Below are 18,812 nucleotides of genomic sequence, written 5' to 3' on the forward strand. Positions count from 1 at the left end.
GGTAACCCGGCAGGACGCCGGGTTAGCCGCCCCGCGCCATGGATGGCGCGTGGCGGCGGCCCACGGATTCAAGCCTGTGTTCGGGCACACCGAGCCTAAGCGAGGTGCCGAGTGGTGGGGCAAGAGCCTTTTGCTTACTTTTGGCTGGGCCGGCATTCCGGCTCCTTTCAAAAGTGAGCCGCTGTCAGAGCGGAACCCTAAGTGGCCGTTACCTAAATAACGGATATGTACCCGGTCCAACTGTGTTGACTGTTAGGCCGTCATCGCAGGCAAGCCAGCTCCCACCGTTTTAACTGCGATCAGCCTTGAGCACTTCGTAATCGCGCAGTTTGTTGGCAATGGTGGTGTGCGACACCCCCAGGCGCTTGCCCAACTGGCGACTACTGGGGTGTTCGGCATACAGGCTTTCCAACACCGCCTTCTCAAAGCGCCCGACGATATCCTCCAGGCTACCCTCCAGAGAAAAATCACCCAGCGGCTGACGCACGCCATAGTCCGGCAGACGAATATGCTCAACCTTGACCGTACCGCCCTCACACAACGACACCGCCTGGAACAGCACGTTTTCCAGTTGCCTCACGTTGCCCGGCCAGTGGTAGTGGCTGAGTTTGTCCATGGCCGCAGGGGCCAGCTTGGGCAGTGGGCAACCGATCTGCCGACTGGCCTGGTCGAGAAAGTGCTCGACCAACGGCGCGAGGCCATCCAGGCATTCGCGCAACGGCGGGATATGCAGCGACAGCACATTCAGCCGGTGATAAAGGTCCTGGCGAAACTCACCCCGGGCGCAGAGTTCCGACAAGTCCACCTGGGTCGCGCAGATCACCCGCACGTCCAGGTACACCTCTTCATCACTGCCCACCCGGCGAAAACAACCGTCCTGCAGAAAGCGCAGCAGCTTGACCTGCAAGCGCGCGCTCATTTCTCCCACGCCATCGAGAAACAAGGTACCGCCCGCCGTCAGCTCAAGCAGGCCCAATTTACCTTCCGCCCGCGCCCCTTCAAATGCGCCGGGGCCATAGCCAAACAGTTCAGTCTCGGCCATCGACTCGGGCAACCCCGCGCAGTTGAGCGCCATCAACGGCGACTGCCCCCGCGGGCTGGCCAAGTGGCAGGCCCGGGCCAACAGCTCCTTGCCGGTGCCGGTTTCGCCTTCTATTAATAGCGGCGCATCCAGCGGCGCCATGCGCCGTGCTTCGCGCACCACTGCGGCCATGACCTTGGAGCTTTGGAAGATGCTGTCGAAACCGCGCAGCTCTTGCTTGCGCACGTTATAGATACGCTCACCGACACGGTCGGCGCGGTGCAGGGTGAGCACGGCGCCGGCCATGGCTTCGCTGTCATCGTGCTCGGAGGATTGCAGGGGCGCGATGTCCGCCAGAAATACGTCACCCTTGACCTTGACCCGCAGGCCATTGATTCGCGATTTGCTGGCGCGCACCAGTTCCGGCAGGTCGAAGTCCTCGGCATACCGCGACAGGGGAATCCCGGGCACTTCATCTACCCGTACGCCAAGCAACTGCGCCGCCGCACGGTTGGCGGCCACGATGGAGCCGCCCATATCAATGGACAGCACTGGAAATTCCAGGGCGCCGAGCAACGCATTGAGTTCCATATGCCGACGCTCGCTGGGCATCAGCCCTACCCGCTTGACGCCAAACACCCCGGCAATCGCCTCGAACTGCGGGCGCAACGCCTGGAACTGCATGTTCACAAGGTTAGGGCAGAACAGGTAGATGGCGTTGCCATGCTCACCGCCGACTTCGCCCTTGGCGACGTTGACGCCGTACTCCACCAGCAGGTTGAGGATGTCCCGCAGGATGCCGATGCGGTTCTGGCAGTGCACTTTGATACGCATGGAAAGACTCGAAAAGGGAGTAGGCGCCGCGTCTTTTTGTCGCTGGGCGCAGATAGTCGTCAAGATTATGTGACAGTACGGCAGCCATTCCCAGCCCATAGCTGTGACAAGTCGGACTATCGTAACGAATACTTTACGATTGTCGGTGATTTTTCCTACATGCGTCCATTAAAGGCTGATGGAATCCTGCGCCTATCCGGTTATCAATAGAGGCATCCCAGGACATAACAAGAACGAATGCCTAGCAGGAGAGCCGTATGAAGCAGACGCACTACGTGGCCCGCGAGCCCGATGCGCAAGGTTTTATCCACTACCCGCCCGAAGAACATGCGGTGTGGAACACCCTGATCACTCGCCAATTGAAAGTGATCGAGGGCCGCGCCTGCCAGGAATACTTGGACGGCATCGACAAGCTCGGCCTGCCCCTGGACCGCATTCCCCAACTGGGCGAGATCAACAAGGTGCTGGCCGACACCACCGGCTGGCAAGTCGCCCGCGTGCCGGCGCTGATCCCCTTCCAGACCTTTTTTGAATTACTGGCCAGCAAGCAGTTCCCGGTGGCGACTTTTATTCGCACCCGTGAAGAATTGGACTACCTGCAAGAGCCGGATATTTTTCACGAGATCTTTGGCCACTGCCCGCTGCTGACCAACCCCTGGTTCGCTGAATTCACCCACACTTACGGCAAGCTCGGCCTGGCGGCCACCAAGGAGCAACGGGTGTACCTGGCGCGCCTGTACTGGATGACCATCGAGTTCGGCCTGGTGGACACGCCCCAGGGCCGGCGTATCTACGGTGGCGGCATCCTGTCGTCGCCTAAAGAAAGTGTGTATTGCCTGTCGGACGAGCCTGAGCACCAGGCCTTTGATCCGCTGGAAGCGATGCGCACCCCCTATCGCATCGACATCCTGCAACCGCTGTACTTCGTCTTGCCCGAACTCAAGCGCCTGTTCGACGTGGCGCAGGAAGACATCATGGGCATGGTCGAGCGCGGTATGCAGCTGGGTCTGCACGCACCGAAATTCCCACCCAAGCCCAAAGCCGCGTGAACCTCACGTTTTAAGGCCAGGTGAGTCTGTTCCCTGGCCCCGCGTTGCTTTAGGGTAACGCCACTGACCTTCAATCATTCGAATTCAGGACACCTTCCATGACCACCTTGAACCAAGCCCACTGCGAAGCCTGCCGCGCCGATGCCCCGCAAGTCAGCGATGAAGAACTGCCGGTACTGATCAAGCAGATCCCTGACTGGAACATCGAAGTGCGCGACGGCGTGATGCAGTTGGAAAAGGTTTTCCTGTTCAAGAACTTCAAATTCGCCCTGGCCTTCACCAACGCCATGGGTGAAATCTCCGAAGCCGAAGGCCATCACCCAGGCCTGCTCACCGAGTGGGGCAAAGTCACCGTGACCTGGTGGAGCCACTCCATCAAGGGCCTGCACCGTAACGACTTCATCATGGCCGCGCGCACCGACGAAGTGGCCAAGACCGCCGAGGGCCGCAAGTAATGCATTTCGATGCCATTGGTCGCGTGCCCGGCGACCCGATCCTCGGGCTGATGGACCTGTATGCCCAGGATGCCAACCCGAACAAGTTCGACCTGGGCGTAGGTGTCTATAAGGACGACCAAGGCCTGACGCCGATTCCTCACTCGGTGAAGCTGGCGGAACAGCGCCTGGTCGAGACCCAAGTGACCAAGACCTATATCGGTGGCCATGGCGATGCAGCCTTCGGCAGCCTGATCAGCGAACTGGTGCTCGGCGCCGACTCGGCCTTGCTGCGTGACCGCCGCGCTGGCGCCACGCAAACCCCCGGCGGCACCGGCGCCCTGCGCCTGAGTGCCGACTTTATCGCCCACAGCCTGCCGGGCCGTGGCGTGTGGCTGAGCAACCCGACCTGGCCGATACACGAAACCATTTTTGCCAAGGCCGGGCTCAAGGTCAGTCATTACCCTTACGTGGGCAGCGACAACCGCCTGGACCTGACGGCGATGCTGGCGACCCTGTCCAGCGTGCCCAAGGGCGACGTGGTATTACTGCACGCGTGCTGCCATAACCCGACCGGCTTTGACCTGTCCCAGGATGACTGGCGCCAGGTCTTGCAGATCGTGCGTGAACGCCAGTTGCTGCCACTGATCGACTTTGCCTACCAGGGCTTTGGCGACGGCCTGGAGCAGGACGCCTGGGCGGTGCGCCTGTTTGCCGCCGAGCTGCCGGAAGTGCTGATCACCAGCTCCTGCTCGAAGAACTTCGGCCTGTATCGCGATCGCGTAGGTGCATTGATCGTCTGTGCGGCGGATGCCGAAAAGCTCACCGATGTACGCAGCCAACTGGCGAATATCGCTCGCAACCTGTGGTCGACACCGCCGGATCACGGCGCCGCCGTGGTGGCGACCATCCTCGGTGATGCGCAGCTGAAAAAGCAGTGGAGCGAGGAAGTCGAGGCCATGCGTTCGCGGATCGCCCAGTTGCGTTCCGGGTTGGTGGAAGCGCTTGCGCCCCATGGGCTGGCCGAGCGCTTTGCGCATATCGGCGCGCAGCGTGGGATGTTTTCCTATACCGGCTTGAGTGCCGAGCAGGTCAAGCAACTGCGCGAGAAGCACAGTGTGTATATGGTCAGTTCGGGGCGGGCTAACGTGGCTGGGGTTGATGCGACGCGCTTGACGTTGCTGGCTCAAGCCATCGCCGACGTTTCCAACTGAAGCAACAGGATTACGTGTGGGAGCTGGCTTGCCTGCGATGGCGGTGGTTCAGTTGCAGATTAATTGCCTGGCCCACCGCCATCGCGGGCAAGCCCGCTCCCACAGGGGATTGATGCCGGACGCTGAATCCGTGTGCGATACCTAGCCAGCGCCCACTTTTATAAGCACGCAGGGCTTCAGCCAGCGACCATTTCGGCCTTTAGCAGTGCCTCTTTGGCCTGCGCATCCGCCAACCGATACAACTCGATATGCCCATCCCAGTGCTCGATCAAGGCCGTGCACGACTCCACCCAATCCCCGCAGTTGAGGTAATCCACCTCGCCCACCTTGCGAATCTCGGCATGGTGAATATGCCCGCACACCACCCCGTGCAATTCACGCTTGGTCACTTCGTGGGCAATCGCCTCTTCGAAATCGCTGATAAAACTCACCGCTGTCTTGACCTTGTGCTTCAGGTAAGCCGACAGCGACCAGTACCCGTAGCCGTACCGCGCACGCCAGTGGTTCAGCCAGCGGTTCAGCGTCAGGGTGAACTCGTAGGCCGAATCGCCAAGGAAGGCGAGCCAGCGGTGATAGCGCGTGATTACATCAAACTGGTCGCCATGAATCACCAGCAAGTGGCGACCATCGGCGGTGACGTGCACGGCTTCATCGACCAACTGGATATTGCCCAGGATCAGCTTGGAATAGCGACGCAGGAACTCGTCATGGTTGCCGGTGACATAGATGACCTCGGTGCCACGCTTGGCCATGGTCAGCAGGCGGCGGATCACGTTGGTATGGGCTTGAGGCCAATACATGCCGCCGCGCATTTTCCAACCGTCGATGATGTCACCGACCAGGTAGACCTTGTCGGCGTGGTAGCCCTTGAGAAAGTGCGACAGGTGTTCGGCCTGGCAATCCCGGGTGCCCAGGTGCACGTCGGAAATCCACAGGGTTCGCACCCGTTGCTTGCGGCTGGGCTTGGTGAACTCGGCACGGGTCATGGGCATCCCTCGACGCTGTTTTGGCGAGCTTGCGCCTTGGCGATTAATAGTCCATGACAAGCGTGCGTCAGTCTGATGACAGCGCCCGCGGCCCGCCAAGCGTTGTAGACTGACGGCTTGCCGCCCTGGAGACCGCGATGAGCCCGACCCTCACGCTACGCCACTACCTCGAAGCGCCCATTGCCCACAGCCATGACCATGCGCAGTTGGTGTTCGGCCTTTCCGGGCACCTGGACCTAGAAGTCGATGGCCGTGGCAGCCAGGTGCGCGAAAGCAGCGTGATGGTGCTGCCCTTCTCCACCCACCACGCCTGCATCAGCCGCGATGGCAGCCGCTGCCTGGTGCTGGATGTGCCGACCGAGCACTGGGTGGTGCAATCCTTGGGCGAACATGCCGATGCCAGCCGCCGCTTGCTCGACCAACCCGCACGCCTAGCGCTGGATGCCCGGCAACACCAACTGGTGCAGTGGCTGGCACAAAGCCCGGTGCACGACCCGCTGATCGTCCAGCAAGGCGCCGTGTTGTTACTGGCCAGCCTCAACCACCCTCAGGGTCAACCGCTGCCTGGCCGGCGTCTGCCTTATGCCGCGTTCAATAGCCATATCGAGCGCCATGCGGCGCGTCCGCTCCAGGTGGCCGACCTGGCGCGGATTGCCGATTTGTCCGTGCCGCGCCTGCATGCACGGTTTATGGCTGAGTGCGGGCAAACGCCGATGGACTATCTACGCAGTCGTCGCTTGCATATGGCGCTCAGGCTTTTACGCGAAACCTCCCTGCCCATCGGCGAGATTGCCGAGCGCGTCGGCTACGCCTCGCAAAGTGCATTTTGCGCGGCCATGCTACGGGCCTTTGGCGCCTCGCCCGGGGCGTTGCGTCGGGCGGGCTAGCAAGAGTCTTGCGCTAAAAATCACCCGGCCCGCGACAGACGCCCATCCTCCAACCCTCTAGACTGCGAGGCTGTCACCCCCTGTTGGATCAAGGATCGCAATGACTCCCCGCTCAGCCCTTGGCGCCCTGCATATCGGCGCACTGATGTTTGGCCTCACCGGCGTATTCGGCAAGCTGGCGGCGGCCTCCCCTGCCATCATCGTATTCGGCCGGGCCGCGTTTGCCGTGCTGGCCCTGGCGGTATTCGCCCGCTTTGCCAGCAACGCTCCCTGGAAAAAACTGGAGATGCGTGACTGGCGTCGCCTGCTGGTCAGCGGCGTCGTGCTGGCCGCCCATTGGGTGACGTTCTTTATCGCTGTCAAAGTCGCGGGTGTGGCCGTGGCGACCCTGGGGTTCACCGCATTTCCGGCCTTTACCGTAATCCTTGAGGGGCTGATTTTCCGCGAGCGCATTCGCGCCAATGAAGTGCTGCTGGTGGTGCTGGTCACCGTTGGCCTGGTGCTTGTGACCCCGGATTTCAATCTCGCCAGCGAGGCCACGGGCGGGCTGCTGTGGGGCATCGCTTCGGGCCTGTTGTTCTCGTTGTTGTCGCTGAACAATCGCGCCAGTTCAGGGCGCATTCCTGCGGTACAGGCCGCGCTGTGCCAGAACGTCGTGGTCGCCGCGCTCCTGCTGCCCGTGGCCGCGCCGGGGCTGGCAGATGTGCGAGGGATAGATTGGCTGTGGATCGGGCTGCTGGGGGTGTTTTGTACCGGCTTGGCCCACAGCCTGTTTGTTGCCAGCCTTGCGGTGATCAAGGCGCGCACCGCGTCGGTGGTGTTTGCGATGGAACCGGTCTACGGCATCACCGTGGCCTGGCTGTTGTTTGCCGAAACCCCGACCCTGCGCATGCTGCTGGGCGGCGCCTTGATCATCGTCGCCATCGTGCTTTCCGGCCTGATGGGCAGCGCCAGCCAGGCCAAGCAACCGGCGCCGGCCTGACTTCAGACGGTACGGTCGTTATGCCCGAGGTCGCGCTGCGGGTCGATCTGGTCGCGCACTCGCTGCTTGAGCACCTTGGCCTCGGGAAAACCGCCATCGGCCTTGCGCTCCCAAATCTGCACGCCATCACAGGTGATGCGAAACGCGCCGCCAGTGGCCGGTTCCAGCGCCACGCGCCCCAGGTCATCGGCAAAGGTGCTGAGTAACTCCTGGGCCAGCCACGCGGCGCGCAGCAACCACTGGCACTGGGTGCAATAGGTGATCACGATCTCGGGTTTGCATGCAGACATCATTAAGCGGCTCCTGGCGTAACAGGCTCAGCGAATCGGGTGGCTATAATAGCGGCCTTTGTCGCCCAGCCACGAGATTGATGATGCGCCGCCTGCTGTCTTGCCTGTTCCTGTGCCTTGTCCCCCTACTTGCCGACGCTGTAGAAGCCCCCCGCCCAAAAATCGGCCTGGTGCTGTCCGGCGGCGCCGCCCGTGGCCTGGCGCATATCGGCGTGCTCAAGGCGCTCGAAGAGCAAGGTATTCATATCGATGCGATTGCCGGCACCAGTATGGGGGCGGTGATTGGCGGGTTGTACGCGTCGGGCTACAAAATTGACGAGCTGGAGAAGTTGGCGCTGGGTATCGACTGGCAGCAGGCCCTGTCCGACGCGCCACCGCGTGAAGACGTACCGTTTCGGCGCAAACAGGATGACCGGGATTTCCTGGTCAAACAAAAACTCAGTTTCCGCGACGATGGCAGCCTCGGCCTGCCGCTGGGCGTGATCCAGGGCCAGAACCTGGCGCTGCTGCTGGAGAGCATGTTCGCCCACAGCAGCAACACGCGTAACTTCGACAAGCTGCCAATCCCCTTCCGTGCCGTGGCCACCGACATCACCACCGGCGAAAAAGTGGTGTTCAGCAAAGGCCACCTGCCCCAGGTGATACGCGCCAGCATGTCGATCCCCGCGGTGTTCGCCCCGGTGGAACTGGACGGCCGCCTGCTGGTGGACGGCGGTATGACCGACAACATCCCGTTGGATGTGGCGCGGGAGATGGGCGTTGATATCGCGATTGTGGTCGACATCGGCACCCCGCTGCGCTCGCGCAAGCAACTGGCCACCGTGGTGGACGTGCTCAACCAGTCCATCACCCTGATGACCCGGCGTAACTCCGAGGAACAACTCAAGGCCCTGCACCCCAAGGACGTGTTGATCCAACCGCCGCTGGCCGCTTATGGCGTCACCGACTTTGGGCGTGCCAAGGACATGATCGATGCCGGCTACCGCGCCACCCGTGCCCTCGACGTACGCCTGGCACACCTACGCCCTGCCGAACCCATCGACGCCGACCTGATAGCTGCGCGCACGCCGGGCGAACGCACCCCGGTGATCACCGCAATCCAGGTGGAGAACGACTCCAAGGTCAGCGACGACGTTATCCGCTACTACATCCGCCAGGGGCTGGGAGAACCGTTGAACCTGGGCCGCCTGCAATCGGACATGGGCACCCTGTACGGCCTGGATTACTTCGAGCAGGTGCAATACCGCGTAGTGAAAAAGGGCCAGGACAACACCCTGGTGATCAGCGCACGTGGCAAGCGCAGCGGCACCGACTACCTGCGCCTGGGCTTGAACCTTTCGGACGACATGCGCGGCGACAGCGCCTTCAACCTCGGCGCCAGTTACCGCGTGAACGGCATCAACCGCCTCGGCGCGGAATGGCTGACGCGGGTGCAGATTGGTGATCGGCAGGAGCTGTACAGCGAGTTCTACCAACCCATGGACACCGGCTCACGCTACTTTGTGGCCCCCTACATCAAGGCCGAGGCACAGAACGTCGAGCTGATCCTGGACAACGACCCCATCTCCGAATACCGCCTGGAACGCTACGGCTTTGGTTTGAACGTGGGCCGACAGATCGGCAACAGCGGCGAGATCCGCTTCGGCGTGGGCGAAGCCTGGGGCAAGGCGGACGTGCGCATTGGCGACCGCGATCTACCGAGTGTGAACTTCAGCGAAGGCTTCTATGAGCTCAAATACTCCTTCGATTCCCTGGACAACGTGTACTTCCCCCACAGCGGCGAAGACATCAGCCTGGCCTTTCGCGAGTTCGAACCCGGCCTGGGCTCGGACCAGCGCTACCGCCAGTGGGAATTCAAGCTGGACAAGGCCATGAGCCACGGCCCGGACACCCTGATACTGGGCGGCCGCTATGGGCGCACCCTGGATGATTCGGATGTGGTGATTTCCAGCTTCCTGCTGGGGGGCGCACGGCAATTGTCGGGCTTCCGCCAAGATGCGATTTCAGGGCAGAACATCAGCCTGATGCGCGCAGTGTACTTCCGCAGGCTCACCCCGCGCTCGTACCTGCCGCTGGACTTCCCGTTGTACCTGGGTGCATCCCTGGAACGGGGCCGGGCGTGGAACAACGATAACGAGTTCGACAGCGGCTATATCAATGCCGCGAGTATTTTCCTGGGGTTTGATACGCCATTGGGGCCGCTGAATTTCAGCTATGGGTTCAATGATGATAACCAGAAGGCGGTGTACTTGAACCTGGGCCAGACGTTCTAGGCAAGCCAAACCCAAATGTCGGAGAGGGATTGCCAAGGATTTTTTGTAGGAGCGAGCTTGCTCGCGAAAAAACCACAGACACCGCGCTTATTCAGGAAACGCGCGTTATCGTTGACGTTTTTCGCGAGCAAGCTCGCTCCTACAGAAGGCGATCAGGACTTTTCCAGGTTCGCCAGGATGTGCTCATGCACCCGCATGCACACCCGCAGGTCTTCCTCATTCACACCCACGAACAACTCATGGCGCAACGCCGTGGCGATGGTTTCGATCTGGTCGATCAGCGGTTGGGCGGTATCGCACAGCAGGATGCGTTTGGCACGACGGTCTTCCACCACGGCTTGGCGTTGCACCAGGCCCTGGCCTTCCAGGCTATCGAGCAGACGGGCCAGGGTGGGCCCTTCCACGCCGACACTTTGGGCCAATTCACGCTGGGTGGGTGCTTCGACAAAACGAGCCAGGTGCAACAGCACGAGCCAGCGCGCCTGGGACAAGCCCAGCCCCGCCAGCCGGCGATCCAGTTCGGCGCGCCAACCTCGGGACATTTGCGCCAACTGCATGCCAAAACGGTGTTGATCGGTTAACGGCATAAAAAACTCGTGTTTAAGACTGAAAATAAAGTATGGCTAATTATTAGTCAGCTAAGCATGAGCCCTGCCCGTAGGCAAGGCCCGCTATGTACTGATTCGTTACATTGTCGTAATTGGCACACTAAATTTCGAATTCGGACTGCAAAGCGGCACGCACGCAGTACAAAACGCCTTCCGGAACACGCCCGGTAAACAACGGCGCAATCTCCGTGACGGCTGGCAATTCGCCTTCTCCATCAAGAAAGGCGTCCTGGATTTCACCGAGCAAATCCTCAGGCAAATCAAGGGCCTGCTCCAGGGACAATTGCTGCTTGCCGATGGCCTCGGCGAGCAAGGTGTACACGTTTTTTTCCGAGCATTGCAGCTGGCCGGCGATCTGGATCGGGGTCATGCCGGCACGGGCCAGGCTGATCAGTTCGTGGCGAATATCGGCGATTTCCTTCGGCGCTTCGGCCTGGCCGCCGAGCACTTCCAGGAAGGCCTGGCCGTAGCGCTCCAGTTTGCGCGCGCCCACACCGCTGACCCGGGCCATCTCGGCCATGGTGGTGGGCTGCTCGCGCAGCATCTCCAGCAAGGTGGAGTCGGGGAAGATAACGTAGGGGGGCACGCTGTGCTCCTGCGCCAGTTTGCGCCGCAGGGTGCGCAAGGCTTCCCATTGTTCGCGCTCCTCGCCCCGCACCAATTGGCTGGCCTGGCTGGCGCTGCTGCTTTTGGCGGTGGTCTGCGGCTTGAGGTCGCGGCGCAGTTCCAGGCTCACTTCGCCCTTGAGCAACGGCCGGCAACTGTCATTCAGGCGTAGCCCGCCGTAGCCTTCGATATCGATGTCGACCAGACCACGGGCAACCATCTGGCGAAACAGCGAACGCCACTCCCCTTCGGCGCGGGCTTTGCCGACCCCGTACACCGAGAGTTTCTCGTGGCCGAAGCTGCGGATTTTTTCGTTGTCCTTGCCCAGCAGTACGTCCACCAGATGGCCCACACCATAACGCTGACCGGTGCGATAGATCGTCGACAACGCCTGGCGCGCCGGCTCGGTGGCGTCCCAGGTTTGTACGCCGTCGATGCAGTTATCGCAGTGGCCGCAGGGTTCAGGCATGTCTTCGTCGAAATACGCCAGCAGGGTCTGGCGACGGCAGCGGGTCTCTTCGCACAACGAGAGCATGGCGTCGAGCTTATGCTGCTCCAGGCGCTTGTGGCGCTCGTCGCCCTCGGAGTTCTGCAGCATCTGCTTGAGCATCACCACGTCTTGCAGGCCGTAGACCATCCAGGCATCCGCCGGCAGGCCATCGCGGCCAGCACGCCCGGTTTCCTGGTAATAGGCCTCGAGGGACTTGGGCAGGTCCATGTGCGCCACGAAACGCACGTTGGATTTGTCGATGCCCATGCCAAAGGCGATGGTTGCCACCATGATCAGGCCTTCCTCGTTGAGGAAGCGTTTTTGGTGCGCTGATCGCGTTTCATTGGGCAGGCCGGCATGGTAAGGCAGTGCCGGGTAGCCTTGTTCACAGAGAAACGCCGCGACCTCGTCGACTTTCTTGCGCGACAGGCAGTACACGATGCCCGCGTCACTACGCCGCTCGGACAGGAACGCCAGCAACTGCTTGCGTGGCTGCTCCTTGGGCACGATGCGGTAGAAAATATTGGGCCGGTCAAAACTCGACAGGAAGCGCTCGGCGTTCTGCAAATGCAGGCGCTCGACGATCTCTTCGCGGGTACGCTTGTCGGCGGTGGCGGTCAGCGCAATGCGCGGCACATCGGGAAACAGTTCGGCCAATTGGCCAAGCTGCAGGTATTCGCGGCGGAAATCGTGACCCCATTGCGACACGCAGTGGGCTTCGTCGATGGCGAACAGGGCGATCTCAAGGCTCTGCAAAAAGGCCAGCATGCGTGGCTGCACCAGGCGCTCCGGCGCCAGGTAAAGCATTTTCACCTCGCCACGCTTGATGCGAGCAGCCAGGTCGCGCTGCTGCTCGGCGCTGAGGGTGGAGTTCAACGACGCGGCGGCGACTCCGAGTTCTTCAAGGGTGGCGACCTGATCGTCCATCAGCGCAATCAGCGGCGACACCACCACGGCCAGGCCATTGCGCAACAGCGCCGGCACCTGGAAGCACAGCGACTTGCCGCCACCGGTAGGCATCAGTACCAGGGCATCGCCGCCACTGGCCACGCGCTCAATGATCGCACCCTGGCGGCCACGAAAACTGTCGTAGCCGAAGATGTCCTTGAGGACGCGTTGAGCCTGCTCGAGCATGTAAAACTCCAAAATGGTGCCGAAATCCCTCTATGCAGGCTGGCCGAAAAAAACCGCGCTCACGAAAAATAATCCGTAAGCGAAGTTTTCCCGGATTGGCGCTGGGCCTGCAGGGGCATCACAAAACGCGGCAGTATACCCGAGCGTTATCCACCAAAGGGCGCCACTGACGAATAGACGCACCAGGCTAAAACCGGGCAAATATGCCGTGCGGCTGGCCTGGGCGCTCAAGAAAGCCTAGAATTCAGCATCGTTTATTCCCAAGGTAGCCCTTCAATGTCCTTCGCTGAGCAACTAACCCGCCTGCAAGCCTTCCTCGACGCCGATGAGCTGCATGACGAGGCGCTGGACTACGTGGCCGCCCACGGCTACCTGACCGCCCTGTCGATCTGCTCCGACCCCGTCCCGGACCGTGAATGGATCGATGCGCTGTTCGCTGAAGAGCCTCACTACAGCGACGACGCCCAGCGCGCAGAAATCGAATCCACCCTGGTCGCCCTCAAGGCGCACATCGCCCGCCAACTGGCCTCCGACGAAGAGTTCGAGCTGCCGTGCGAGCTGGACCTGGGCGACGATCCGGATGACTCCGACCTGCGCGGCTGGTGCATCGGTTTCATGGAAGGCGTGTTCCTGCGCGAAGCCGCCTGGTTCGAAACCGCCGAAGAAGAAGTCAGCGAAATGCTGCTGCCGATCATGGTCGGTTCGGGCCTGTTCGAAGAGGAAGCAGAGTTCTCCGACATCGCCGCCGACGCCAACCTGATGGACGACATGATCGTGCAGATCCCGGAAGCCCTGACCGCGCTGTATCTGCTGTGCAACGCGCCTGACGAAAAACCGGCGATCCTCAAGCCACGTCACCACTGAGTCGCTTGCCCGTGGAACCCATGGGCAACCGTCCACTGCTCCTGCGCTATGCGCTGCTGGCCATCGGCTGGCTAAGCGTAGCGTTGGGAGTGATCGGCATTTTCCTGCCGGTATTGCCGACCACACCCTTCCTGCTACTCGCCGCCGCCTGCTTCGCTCGCAGCTCCCCGCGCTTCTACCACTGGCTGGTGGAACACCCGCGCCTGGGGCCTTGGGTGCGCGATTACCTGGACGGCAATGGCATCCCGCTCAAAGGCAAGGTCTACGCCATCGGCTTGATGTGGCTGAGCATCTCGATTTCCTGCTACCTGGTGCCACTGCCATGGGCGCGGGGCTTTATGCTGACCAGTGCGGTGCTGGTGACGATCTACATCCTGCGCCAGAAAACCCTGCCGCCACGCTGAACGCCGCCTGCGACATTCGATCCCACACGACCTTGGTCGACACTGACTAACACCAGGCATCATGCGAGACTGTCCAACCGGGCCTGGAATGCCCGGGTGTTCTTATGCTCGGAGTTACCATGACGCTGTCCAGCGGGCTGATCGCCGCCGTTGCCCTGGCCTATATGGCCACTATGTTTGCCATCGCCTTTTACGGTGACCGCCGCCATGCGCCGCTGCCGCCGCGCGTGCGTGCCTGGGTGTATAGCCTGTCGCTGGCGGTGTACTGCACCAGTTGGACCTTCTTCGGCGCCGTGGGCCAAGCGGCCGAACAACTGTGGGCATTCTTGCCGATCTACCTGGGGCCCGTGCTGTTGCTGGTGCTGGCCCCCTGGGTGCTGCAGAAGATGATCCTGATCAGCAAGCAGGAAAACATCACCTCCATCGCCGACTTTATCGCCGCCCGCTACGGCAAGTCCCAGTCCCTGGCGGTGGTGGTGGCACTTATTTGCCTGGTCGGCGTGCTGCCCTATATCGCGCTGCAGCTCAAAGGCATTGTGCTGGGCGTGAACCTGCTGATCGGCGCCGGCCCCGACACCACCGGCACCCGCGCCCAGGACACGGCCTTGATCGTGTCACTGGTGCTGGCGCTGTTTACCATCGTGTTCGGCACACGCAACCTCGACGCCACTGAACACCACCGCGGCATGGTGCTGGCGATTGCCTTTGAGTCGCTGGTCAAGCTGTTCGCTTTTCTGGCCGTGGGTGCGTTTGTCACCTACGGCTTGTACGACGGTTTCGGCGACCTGTTCAGCCAGGCCATGCTCGCGCCGCGCCTGGAGGAATACTGGAAAGAGACCATCAACTGGCCATCGATGGTGGTGCAGACCGGCGTCGCCATGATGGCGATCATCTGCCTGCCACGACAATTTCATGTGACGGTGGTGGAGAACATCGACCCCCAGGATTTGCGCCTGGCCAAGTGGGTATTTCCGGCTTATTTGATCCTCGCGGCACTGTTTGTGGTGCCCATCGCCCTGGGCGGCAAGATGCTGTTGCCAAGCTCAGTGCTGCCGGACTCCTATGTGATCAGCCTGCCGATGGCCGAGGCGCACCCGGCGCTCGCGGTGCTGGCATTTATTGGCGGTGCGTCGGCGGCCACCGGCATGGTGATCGTGGCGAGCATCGCCTTGTCGACCATGGTCTCCAACGACATGCTGCTGCCCTGGCTTTTGCGGCGTTCCAGCGCCGAACGGCCATTCGAAGTGTTCCGCCACTGGATGCTGTCGGTGCGCCGGGTGAGCATTGTGATCATCCTGCTGCTGGCGTACGTGAGCTATCGCCTGCTGGGCTCCACCGCCAGCCTGGCGACCATCGGCCAGATCGCCTTTGCCGCCGTGACCCAACTGGCCCCGGCGATGCTCGGCGCACTCTATTGGAAGCAGGCCAACCGGCGTGGGGTGTTTGCCGGTTTGGCCGCCGGTACCTTCCTGTGGTTCTACACCTTGGTCTTGCCAGTGACGGCGAAAAGTCTGGGCTGGTCGCTCAACCTTTTCCCCGGCCTGACCTGGATGCATTCCCACCCGTTCGGGCTGTCGGTCACGTCGCTGACCTTGGGCACCGTGTTCTCCCTCGCGGGGAATTTCACCCTCTTCGTGTGGGTGTCGATGCTGTCGCGCACACGGGTTTCCGAGCACTGGCAGGCAGGCCGTTTTATCGGCCAGGAAATCAGCCAGCGTGCGAGTGCGCGCTCCATGCTGTCGGTGCAGATCAGCGACCTGCTCAGCCTCGCGGCACGCTTCGTCGGGGAAGAACGGGCCCAGCAGAGCTTTATTCGCTTCGCCTACCGCCAAGGCAAAGGCTTCAACCCCAACCAGAATGCCGATAACGATTGGATCGCCCACACCGAACGCTTGCTGGCCGGCGTACTCGGGGCCTCCTCGACGCGGGCGGTGGTGAAAGCGGCAATCGAAGGGCGGGAAATGCAACTGGAGGACGTGGTCCGTATCGCCGACGAGGCCTCGGAAGTGCTGCAGTTCAACCGCGCCCTGCTGCAGGGCGCCATCGAGAACATCACCCAGGGCATCAGCGTGGTGGACCAGTCGCTCAAGCTGGTGGCCTGGAACCGGCGTTACCTGGAACTGTTCAACTACCCGGACGGCTTGATAAGCGTGGGCCGGCCAATTGCAGACATCATTCGCTACAACGCCGAGCGCGGCCTGTGTGGCCCTGGCGAAGCGCAAGTGCACGTGGCGCGTCGCCTGCACTGGATGCGCCAGGGGCGTGCGCACACCTCCGAGCGCCTGTTCCCCAATGGTCGAGTGATCGAGTTGATCGGCAACCCGATGCCCGGCGGCGGGTTTGTCATGAGCTTCACCGACATCACCGCGTTCCGCGAAGCCGAACAAGCGCTGACCGAAGCCAACGAGGGCCTTGAGCAGCGGGTGACCGAGCGCACCCATGAACTGTCGCAACTGAACGTGGCCCTCACCGACGCCAAGGGCGTGGCCGAATCCGCCAGCCAGTCGAAGACGCGGTTCCTGGCGGCCGTCAGCCATGACCTGATGCAGCCGCTGAACGCTGCGCGACTGTTTTCCGCCGCCCTCTCCCACCAGGCCGATGGCCTGTCCGGCGAGGCACGGCAGTTGGTGCAGCATCTGGACAGCTCACTGCGCTCGGCTGAAGACTTGATCAGTGATTTGCTGGATATTTCGCGCCTGGAAAACGGCAAGATCAATCCACAACGCCAGCCCTTTGTCCTTAACGAGTTGTTCGACACCCTGGGCGCAGAATTCAAGGCGTTGGCCCAGGAGCAACACTTGCGCTTTCGCTGGCGCGGCAGCCGTTTGCGAGTGGACAGCGACATCAAGCTGCTGCGGCGGATTTTGCAGAACTTTCTGACCAATGCCTTCCGTTATGCCGACGGCCCGGTACTGCTAGGCGTACGTCGCCGCAAGGGCGAACTCTGCCTGGAGGTCTGGGACCGCGGCCCTGGCATTGCGCCGGATAAACAAAAGGTGATCTTCGAAGAGTTCAAGCGCCTGGACAGCCACCAGACCCGTGCCGAAAAAGGCCTGGGCCTGGGCCTGGCGATTGCCGACGGCCTGTGCCGCGTGCTGGGCCATCGCCTGAGCGTGCGCTCCTGGCCGGGCAACGGCAGCGTCTTCAGCGTGTGCGTGCCGCTGGCCCGCAACCAGGCCAGCGCGCAGCCCAAGGCGCCGGCAGAAACCGGCCTGCCCTTGAGTGGCGCACGGGTGCTGTGCGTGGATAACGAAGACAGCATCCTGATCGGCATGCGCAGCCTGCTCACGCGCTGGGGCTGTGAAGTCTGGACAGCCGCCAACCAGGCCGAATGCGCGGCGTTGCTGGCCGACGGTATACGCCCGCAACTGGCGTTGGTGGATTACCACCTGGACCACGGCGAAACCGGCACCGAGTTGATGGGCTGGCTGCGTGCGCAATTGGCCGAGCCGATTCCCGGTGTGGTGATCAGTGCCGATGGGCGACCGGAGATGGTGGCCGAGGTGCATGGGGCGGGGTTGGATTACTTGGCCAAACCGGTGAAGCCGGCGGCGTTGCGGGCGCTATTGAGCAGGCATTTGCCCCTGTAACGGGGCTGTATTCGATCGCTATTGTAGGAGCGAGCGTGCTCGCGAAAAACTCAAAGGCGCCGCGCTCATTCAGCAAGCACGCGTTATCGTTGACGTTTTTCGCGAGCAAGAACTAGGCGTCCCCCTCGCTCCTACAGAAGGCGATGACCGCTTAACTGACTGGCATTAGAGCAAGCCCGCTCCCACAATTTCGATCCGTGTTTATTCCGGGAGATGCGCCACGCCGTCCGAATCGGTCATTGCCCGCTCCAGCAGATCTGCCGGCAAGCTCTTACTGGCGCGGGCCCCGAGCAACCTTAATTGCTCGGTACGGCTGACCAGGTTCCCACGCCCATCCGTCAGCTTGTTGCGCGCCGCGCTGTAGGCCTTGTCCAACTGTTGCAGCCGGTTGCCCACTTCGTCCAGGTCCTGGATAAACAGCACGAACTTGTCATACAGCCAACCGGCACGCTCGGCAATTTCCCGCGCGTTCTGGCTCTGGCGCTCCTGCTTCCACAAGCTGTCGATCACGCGCAGGGTGGCGAGCAAGGTCGTGGGGCTGACGATTACGATATGGCGGTCGAAGGCTTCCTGGAACAGGTTGGGCTCGGCCTGCAATGCCGCAGAAAAGGCAGCCTCGATCGGTACGAACAGCAGCACGAAATCCAGGCTGTGCAAACCTTCAAGGCGCTTGTAATCCTTGCCGGCCAAGCCTTTGACATGATTGCGCAGGGACAGCACGTGTTGCTTCAAGGCGGCCTGGCCAATCACCTCGTCATCCGCCGCAACGTACTGTTGATAGGCGGTCAAGCTGACCTTGGAGTCGACCACCACCTGCTTGTCGCCCGGCAACATGATCAGCACATCGGGCTGGAAACGCTCGCCATCCGGGCCTTTGAGGCTGACCTGGGTCTGGTACTCACGGCCCTTCTCCAGGCCCGCATGCTCCAGCACCCGTTCAAGAATCAGCTCACCCCAGTTGCCCTGGGTTTTCTGGCCCTTGAGGGCACGGGTCAGGTTGGTGGCTTCGTCCGACAGGCGCAGGTTCAATTGCTGCAGGCGCTCAAGCTCTTTGGCCAGGGAAAAGCGCTCACGGGCTTCGTTCTGATAGCTTTCTTCGACACGTTTCTCGAAGGACTGGATACGTTCCTTGAGCGGGTCCAGCAG

The 18,812-nt window shown here is 61.8% G+C and carries 15 protein-coding genes; 9 read left to right on the forward strand and 6 right to left on the reverse strand.

Going from position 1 to position 18,812, the window contains the following annotated elements; all coding sequences use genetic code 11:
• Positions 1–289: 289 nt before the first annotated feature.
• On the reverse strand, positions 290–1,855 hold the full coding sequence (locus GIW04_RS15740; RefSeq protein WP_003192990.1) for a sigma-54-dependent phenylalanine hydroxylase transcriptional regulator PhhR: 1,566 nt from the start codon (positions 1,853–1,855) through the stop codon (positions 290–292).
• A 257-nt stretch (positions 1,856–2,112) separates the two neighbouring features.
• Between GIW04_RS15740 and phhA the strand changes: the two genes are divergently transcribed.
• The 3 genes from phhA to GIW04_RS15755 all read left to right on the forward strand — a co-directional run bounded on the left by phhA (position 2,113) and on the right by GIW04_RS15755 (position 4,552).
• The gene (phhA, locus tag GIW04_RS15745) at positions 2,113–2,904 is read left to right on the forward strand and encodes a phenylalanine 4-monooxygenase (protein WP_003192992.1); all 792 of its coding nucleotides are present in this window, start codon (positions 2,113–2,115) and stop codon (positions 2,902–2,904) included.
• A gap of 98 nt (positions 2,905–3,002) precedes the next feature.
• Positions 3,003–3,359 (forward strand): 4a-hydroxytetrahydrobiopterin dehydratase, encoded by a 357-nt coding sequence (locus tag GIW04_RS15750; protein ID WP_003192995.1) that lies wholly within the window; start codon positions 3,003–3,005, stop codon positions 3,357–3,359.
• A complete protein-coding gene (locus GIW04_RS15755; RefSeq protein ID WP_057709775.1) occupies positions 3,359–4,552 on the forward strand; it encodes an amino acid aminotransferase in 1,194 nt (397 codons plus the stop codon). The genes GIW04_RS15750 and GIW04_RS15755 overlap by 1 nt, the downstream gene beginning before the upstream one ends.
• 176 nt (positions 4,553–4,728) lie before the next feature.
• On the opposite strand, the gene GIW04_RS15760 is transcribed toward GIW04_RS15755, so the two are convergent.
• Positions 4,729–5,538: a UDP-2,3-diacylglucosamine diphosphatase gene (locus GIW04_RS15760; protein WP_003192999.1), complete on the reverse strand. Its 810-nt coding sequence runs from the start codon at positions 5,536–5,538 to the stop codon at positions 4,729–4,731.
• 137 nt (positions 5,539–5,675) lie between these two features.
• Between GIW04_RS15760 and GIW04_RS15765 the strand changes: the two genes are divergently transcribed.
• Both GIW04_RS15765 and GIW04_RS15770 read left to right on the forward strand, forming a co-directional pair.
• Positions 5,676–6,425, forward strand: a complete 750-nt coding sequence (locus GIW04_RS15765; RefSeq protein ID WP_014719369.1) for an AraC family transcriptional regulator — start codon at positions 5,676–5,678, stop codon at positions 6,423–6,425.
• A gap of 100 nt (positions 6,426–6,525) precedes the next feature.
• Positions 6,526–7,407 (forward strand): DMT family transporter, encoded by an 882-nt coding sequence (locus GIW04_RS15770; protein ID WP_019818408.1) that lies wholly within the window; start codon positions 6,526–6,528, stop codon positions 7,405–7,407.
• 2 nt (positions 7,408–7,409) lie between these two features.
• On the opposite strand, the gene GIW04_RS15775 is transcribed toward GIW04_RS15770, so the two are convergent.
• Positions 7,410–7,697: a SelT/SelW/SelH family protein gene (locus tag GIW04_RS15775; RefSeq protein WP_014719371.1), complete on the reverse strand. Its 288-nt coding sequence runs from the start codon at positions 7,695–7,697 to the stop codon at positions 7,410–7,412.
• 83 nt (positions 7,698–7,780) lie between these two features.
• Here GIW04_RS15775 and GIW04_RS15780 point away from each other — a divergent pair, with 83 nt between their 5' ends.
• Positions 7,781–9,970, forward strand: a complete 2,190-nt coding sequence (locus tag GIW04_RS15780) for a patatin-like phospholipase family protein (RefSeq protein ID WP_236479049.1) — start codon at positions 7,781–7,783, stop codon at positions 9,968–9,970.
• 152 nt (positions 9,971–10,122) lie between these two features.
• On the opposite strand, the gene GIW04_RS15785 is transcribed toward GIW04_RS15780, so the two are convergent.
• On the reverse strand, positions 10,123–10,557 hold the full coding sequence (locus tag GIW04_RS15785; protein ID WP_003193007.1) for a MarR family transcriptional regulator: 435 nt from the start codon (positions 10,555–10,557) through the stop codon (positions 10,123–10,125).
• A gap of 121 nt (positions 10,558–10,678) precedes the next feature.
• Positions 10,679–12,808 (reverse strand): DNA helicase RecQ, encoded by a 2,130-nt coding sequence (recQ, locus tag GIW04_RS15790; protein WP_034136124.1) that lies wholly within the window; start codon positions 12,806–12,808, stop codon positions 10,679–10,681.
• A 276-nt stretch (positions 12,809–13,084) separates the two neighbouring features.
• On the opposite strand from recQ, the gene GIW04_RS15795 reads away from it, so the two are divergent.
• From GIW04_RS15795 to GIW04_RS15805, 3 genes are all read left to right on the forward strand, one after another.
• Positions 13,085–13,672 carry a UPF0149 family protein gene (locus GIW04_RS15795; protein ID WP_003193011.1) on the forward strand — a complete coding sequence of 196 codons (588 nt, stop codon included), beginning with the start codon at positions 13,085–13,087 and terminating at the stop codon, positions 13,670–13,672.
• Positions 13,673–13,692: 20 nt separating this feature from the next.
• Positions 13,693–14,076, forward strand: coding sequence for a YbaN family protein (locus GIW04_RS15800; RefSeq protein ID WP_019818414.1), 384 nt, complete (start codon positions 13,693–13,695; stop codon positions 14,074–14,076).
• A gap of 119 nt (positions 14,077–14,195) precedes the next feature.
• A complete protein-coding gene (locus tag GIW04_RS15805; protein ID WP_003193015.1) occupies positions 14,196–17,666 on the forward strand; it encodes a hybrid sensor histidine kinase/response regulator in 3,471 nt (1,156 codons plus the stop codon).
• Between the two features lie 201 nt (positions 17,667–17,867).
• Here GIW04_RS15805 and GIW04_RS15810 read toward each other — a convergent pair.
• Positions 17,868–18,812 (reverse strand): DNA recombination protein RmuC (locus GIW04_RS15810; protein ID WP_236479050.1); only part of this gene is annotated, 945 nt, incomplete at its 5' end.

The sequence above is a fragment of the Pseudomonas sp. PA-4-8C genome (genome assembly GCF_021606625.1).
In the GTDB taxonomy this organism is placed as follows: domain Bacteria; phylum Pseudomonadota; class Gammaproteobacteria; order Pseudomonadales; family Pseudomonadaceae; genus Aquipseudomonas; species Aquipseudomonas lactis.

Excerpts from the sequence above, each read along its gene's own strand:
- GIW04_RS15740 (WP_003192990.1), bottom strand. The coding sequence starts at position 1,855 with ATGCGTATCAAAGTGCACTGCCAGAACCGCATCGGCATCCTGCGGGAC.
- phhA (WP_003192992.1), top strand. The coding sequence starts at position 2,113 with ATGAAGCAGACGCACTACGTGGCCCGCGAGCCCGATGCGCAAGGTTTT.
- GIW04_RS15750 (WP_003192995.1), top strand. The coding sequence starts at position 3,003 with ATGACCACCTTGAACCAAGCCCACTGCGAAGCCTGCCGCGCCGATGCC.
- GIW04_RS15755 (WP_057709775.1), top strand. The coding sequence starts at position 3,359 with ATGCATTTCGATGCCATTGGTCGCGTGCCCGGCGACCCGATCCTCGGG.
- GIW04_RS15760 (WP_003192999.1), bottom strand. The coding sequence starts at position 5,538 with ATGACCCGTGCCGAGTTCACCAAGCCCAGCCGCAAGCAACGGGTGCGA.
- GIW04_RS15765 (WP_014719369.1), top strand. The coding sequence starts at position 5,676 with ATGAGCCCGACCCTCACGCTACGCCACTACCTCGAAGCGCCCATTGCC.
- GIW04_RS15770 (WP_019818408.1), top strand. The coding sequence starts at position 6,526 with ATGACTCCCCGCTCAGCCCTTGGCGCCCTGCATATCGGCGCACTGATG.
- GIW04_RS15775 (WP_014719371.1), bottom strand. The coding sequence starts at position 7,697 with ATGTCTGCATGCAAACCCGAGATCGTGATCACCTATTGCACCCAGTGC.
- GIW04_RS15780 (WP_236479049.1), top strand. The coding sequence starts at position 7,781 with ATGCGCCGCCTGCTGTCTTGCCTGTTCCTGTGCCTTGTCCCCCTACTT.
- GIW04_RS15785 (WP_003193007.1), bottom strand. The coding sequence starts at position 10,557 with ATGCCGTTAACCGATCAACACCGTTTTGGCATGCAGTTGGCGCAAATG.
- recQ (WP_034136124.1), bottom strand. The coding sequence starts at position 12,808 with ATGCTCGAGCAGGCTCAACGCGTCCTCAAGGACATCTTCGGCTACGAC.
- GIW04_RS15795 (WP_003193011.1), top strand. The coding sequence starts at position 13,085 with ATGTCCTTCGCTGAGCAACTAACCCGCCTGCAAGCCTTCCTCGACGCC.
- GIW04_RS15800 (WP_019818414.1), top strand. The coding sequence starts at position 13,693 with ATGGGCAACCGTCCACTGCTCCTGCGCTATGCGCTGCTGGCCATCGGC.
- GIW04_RS15805 (WP_003193015.1), top strand. The coding sequence starts at position 14,196 with ATGACGCTGTCCAGCGGGCTGATCGCCGCCGTTGCCCTGGCCTATATG.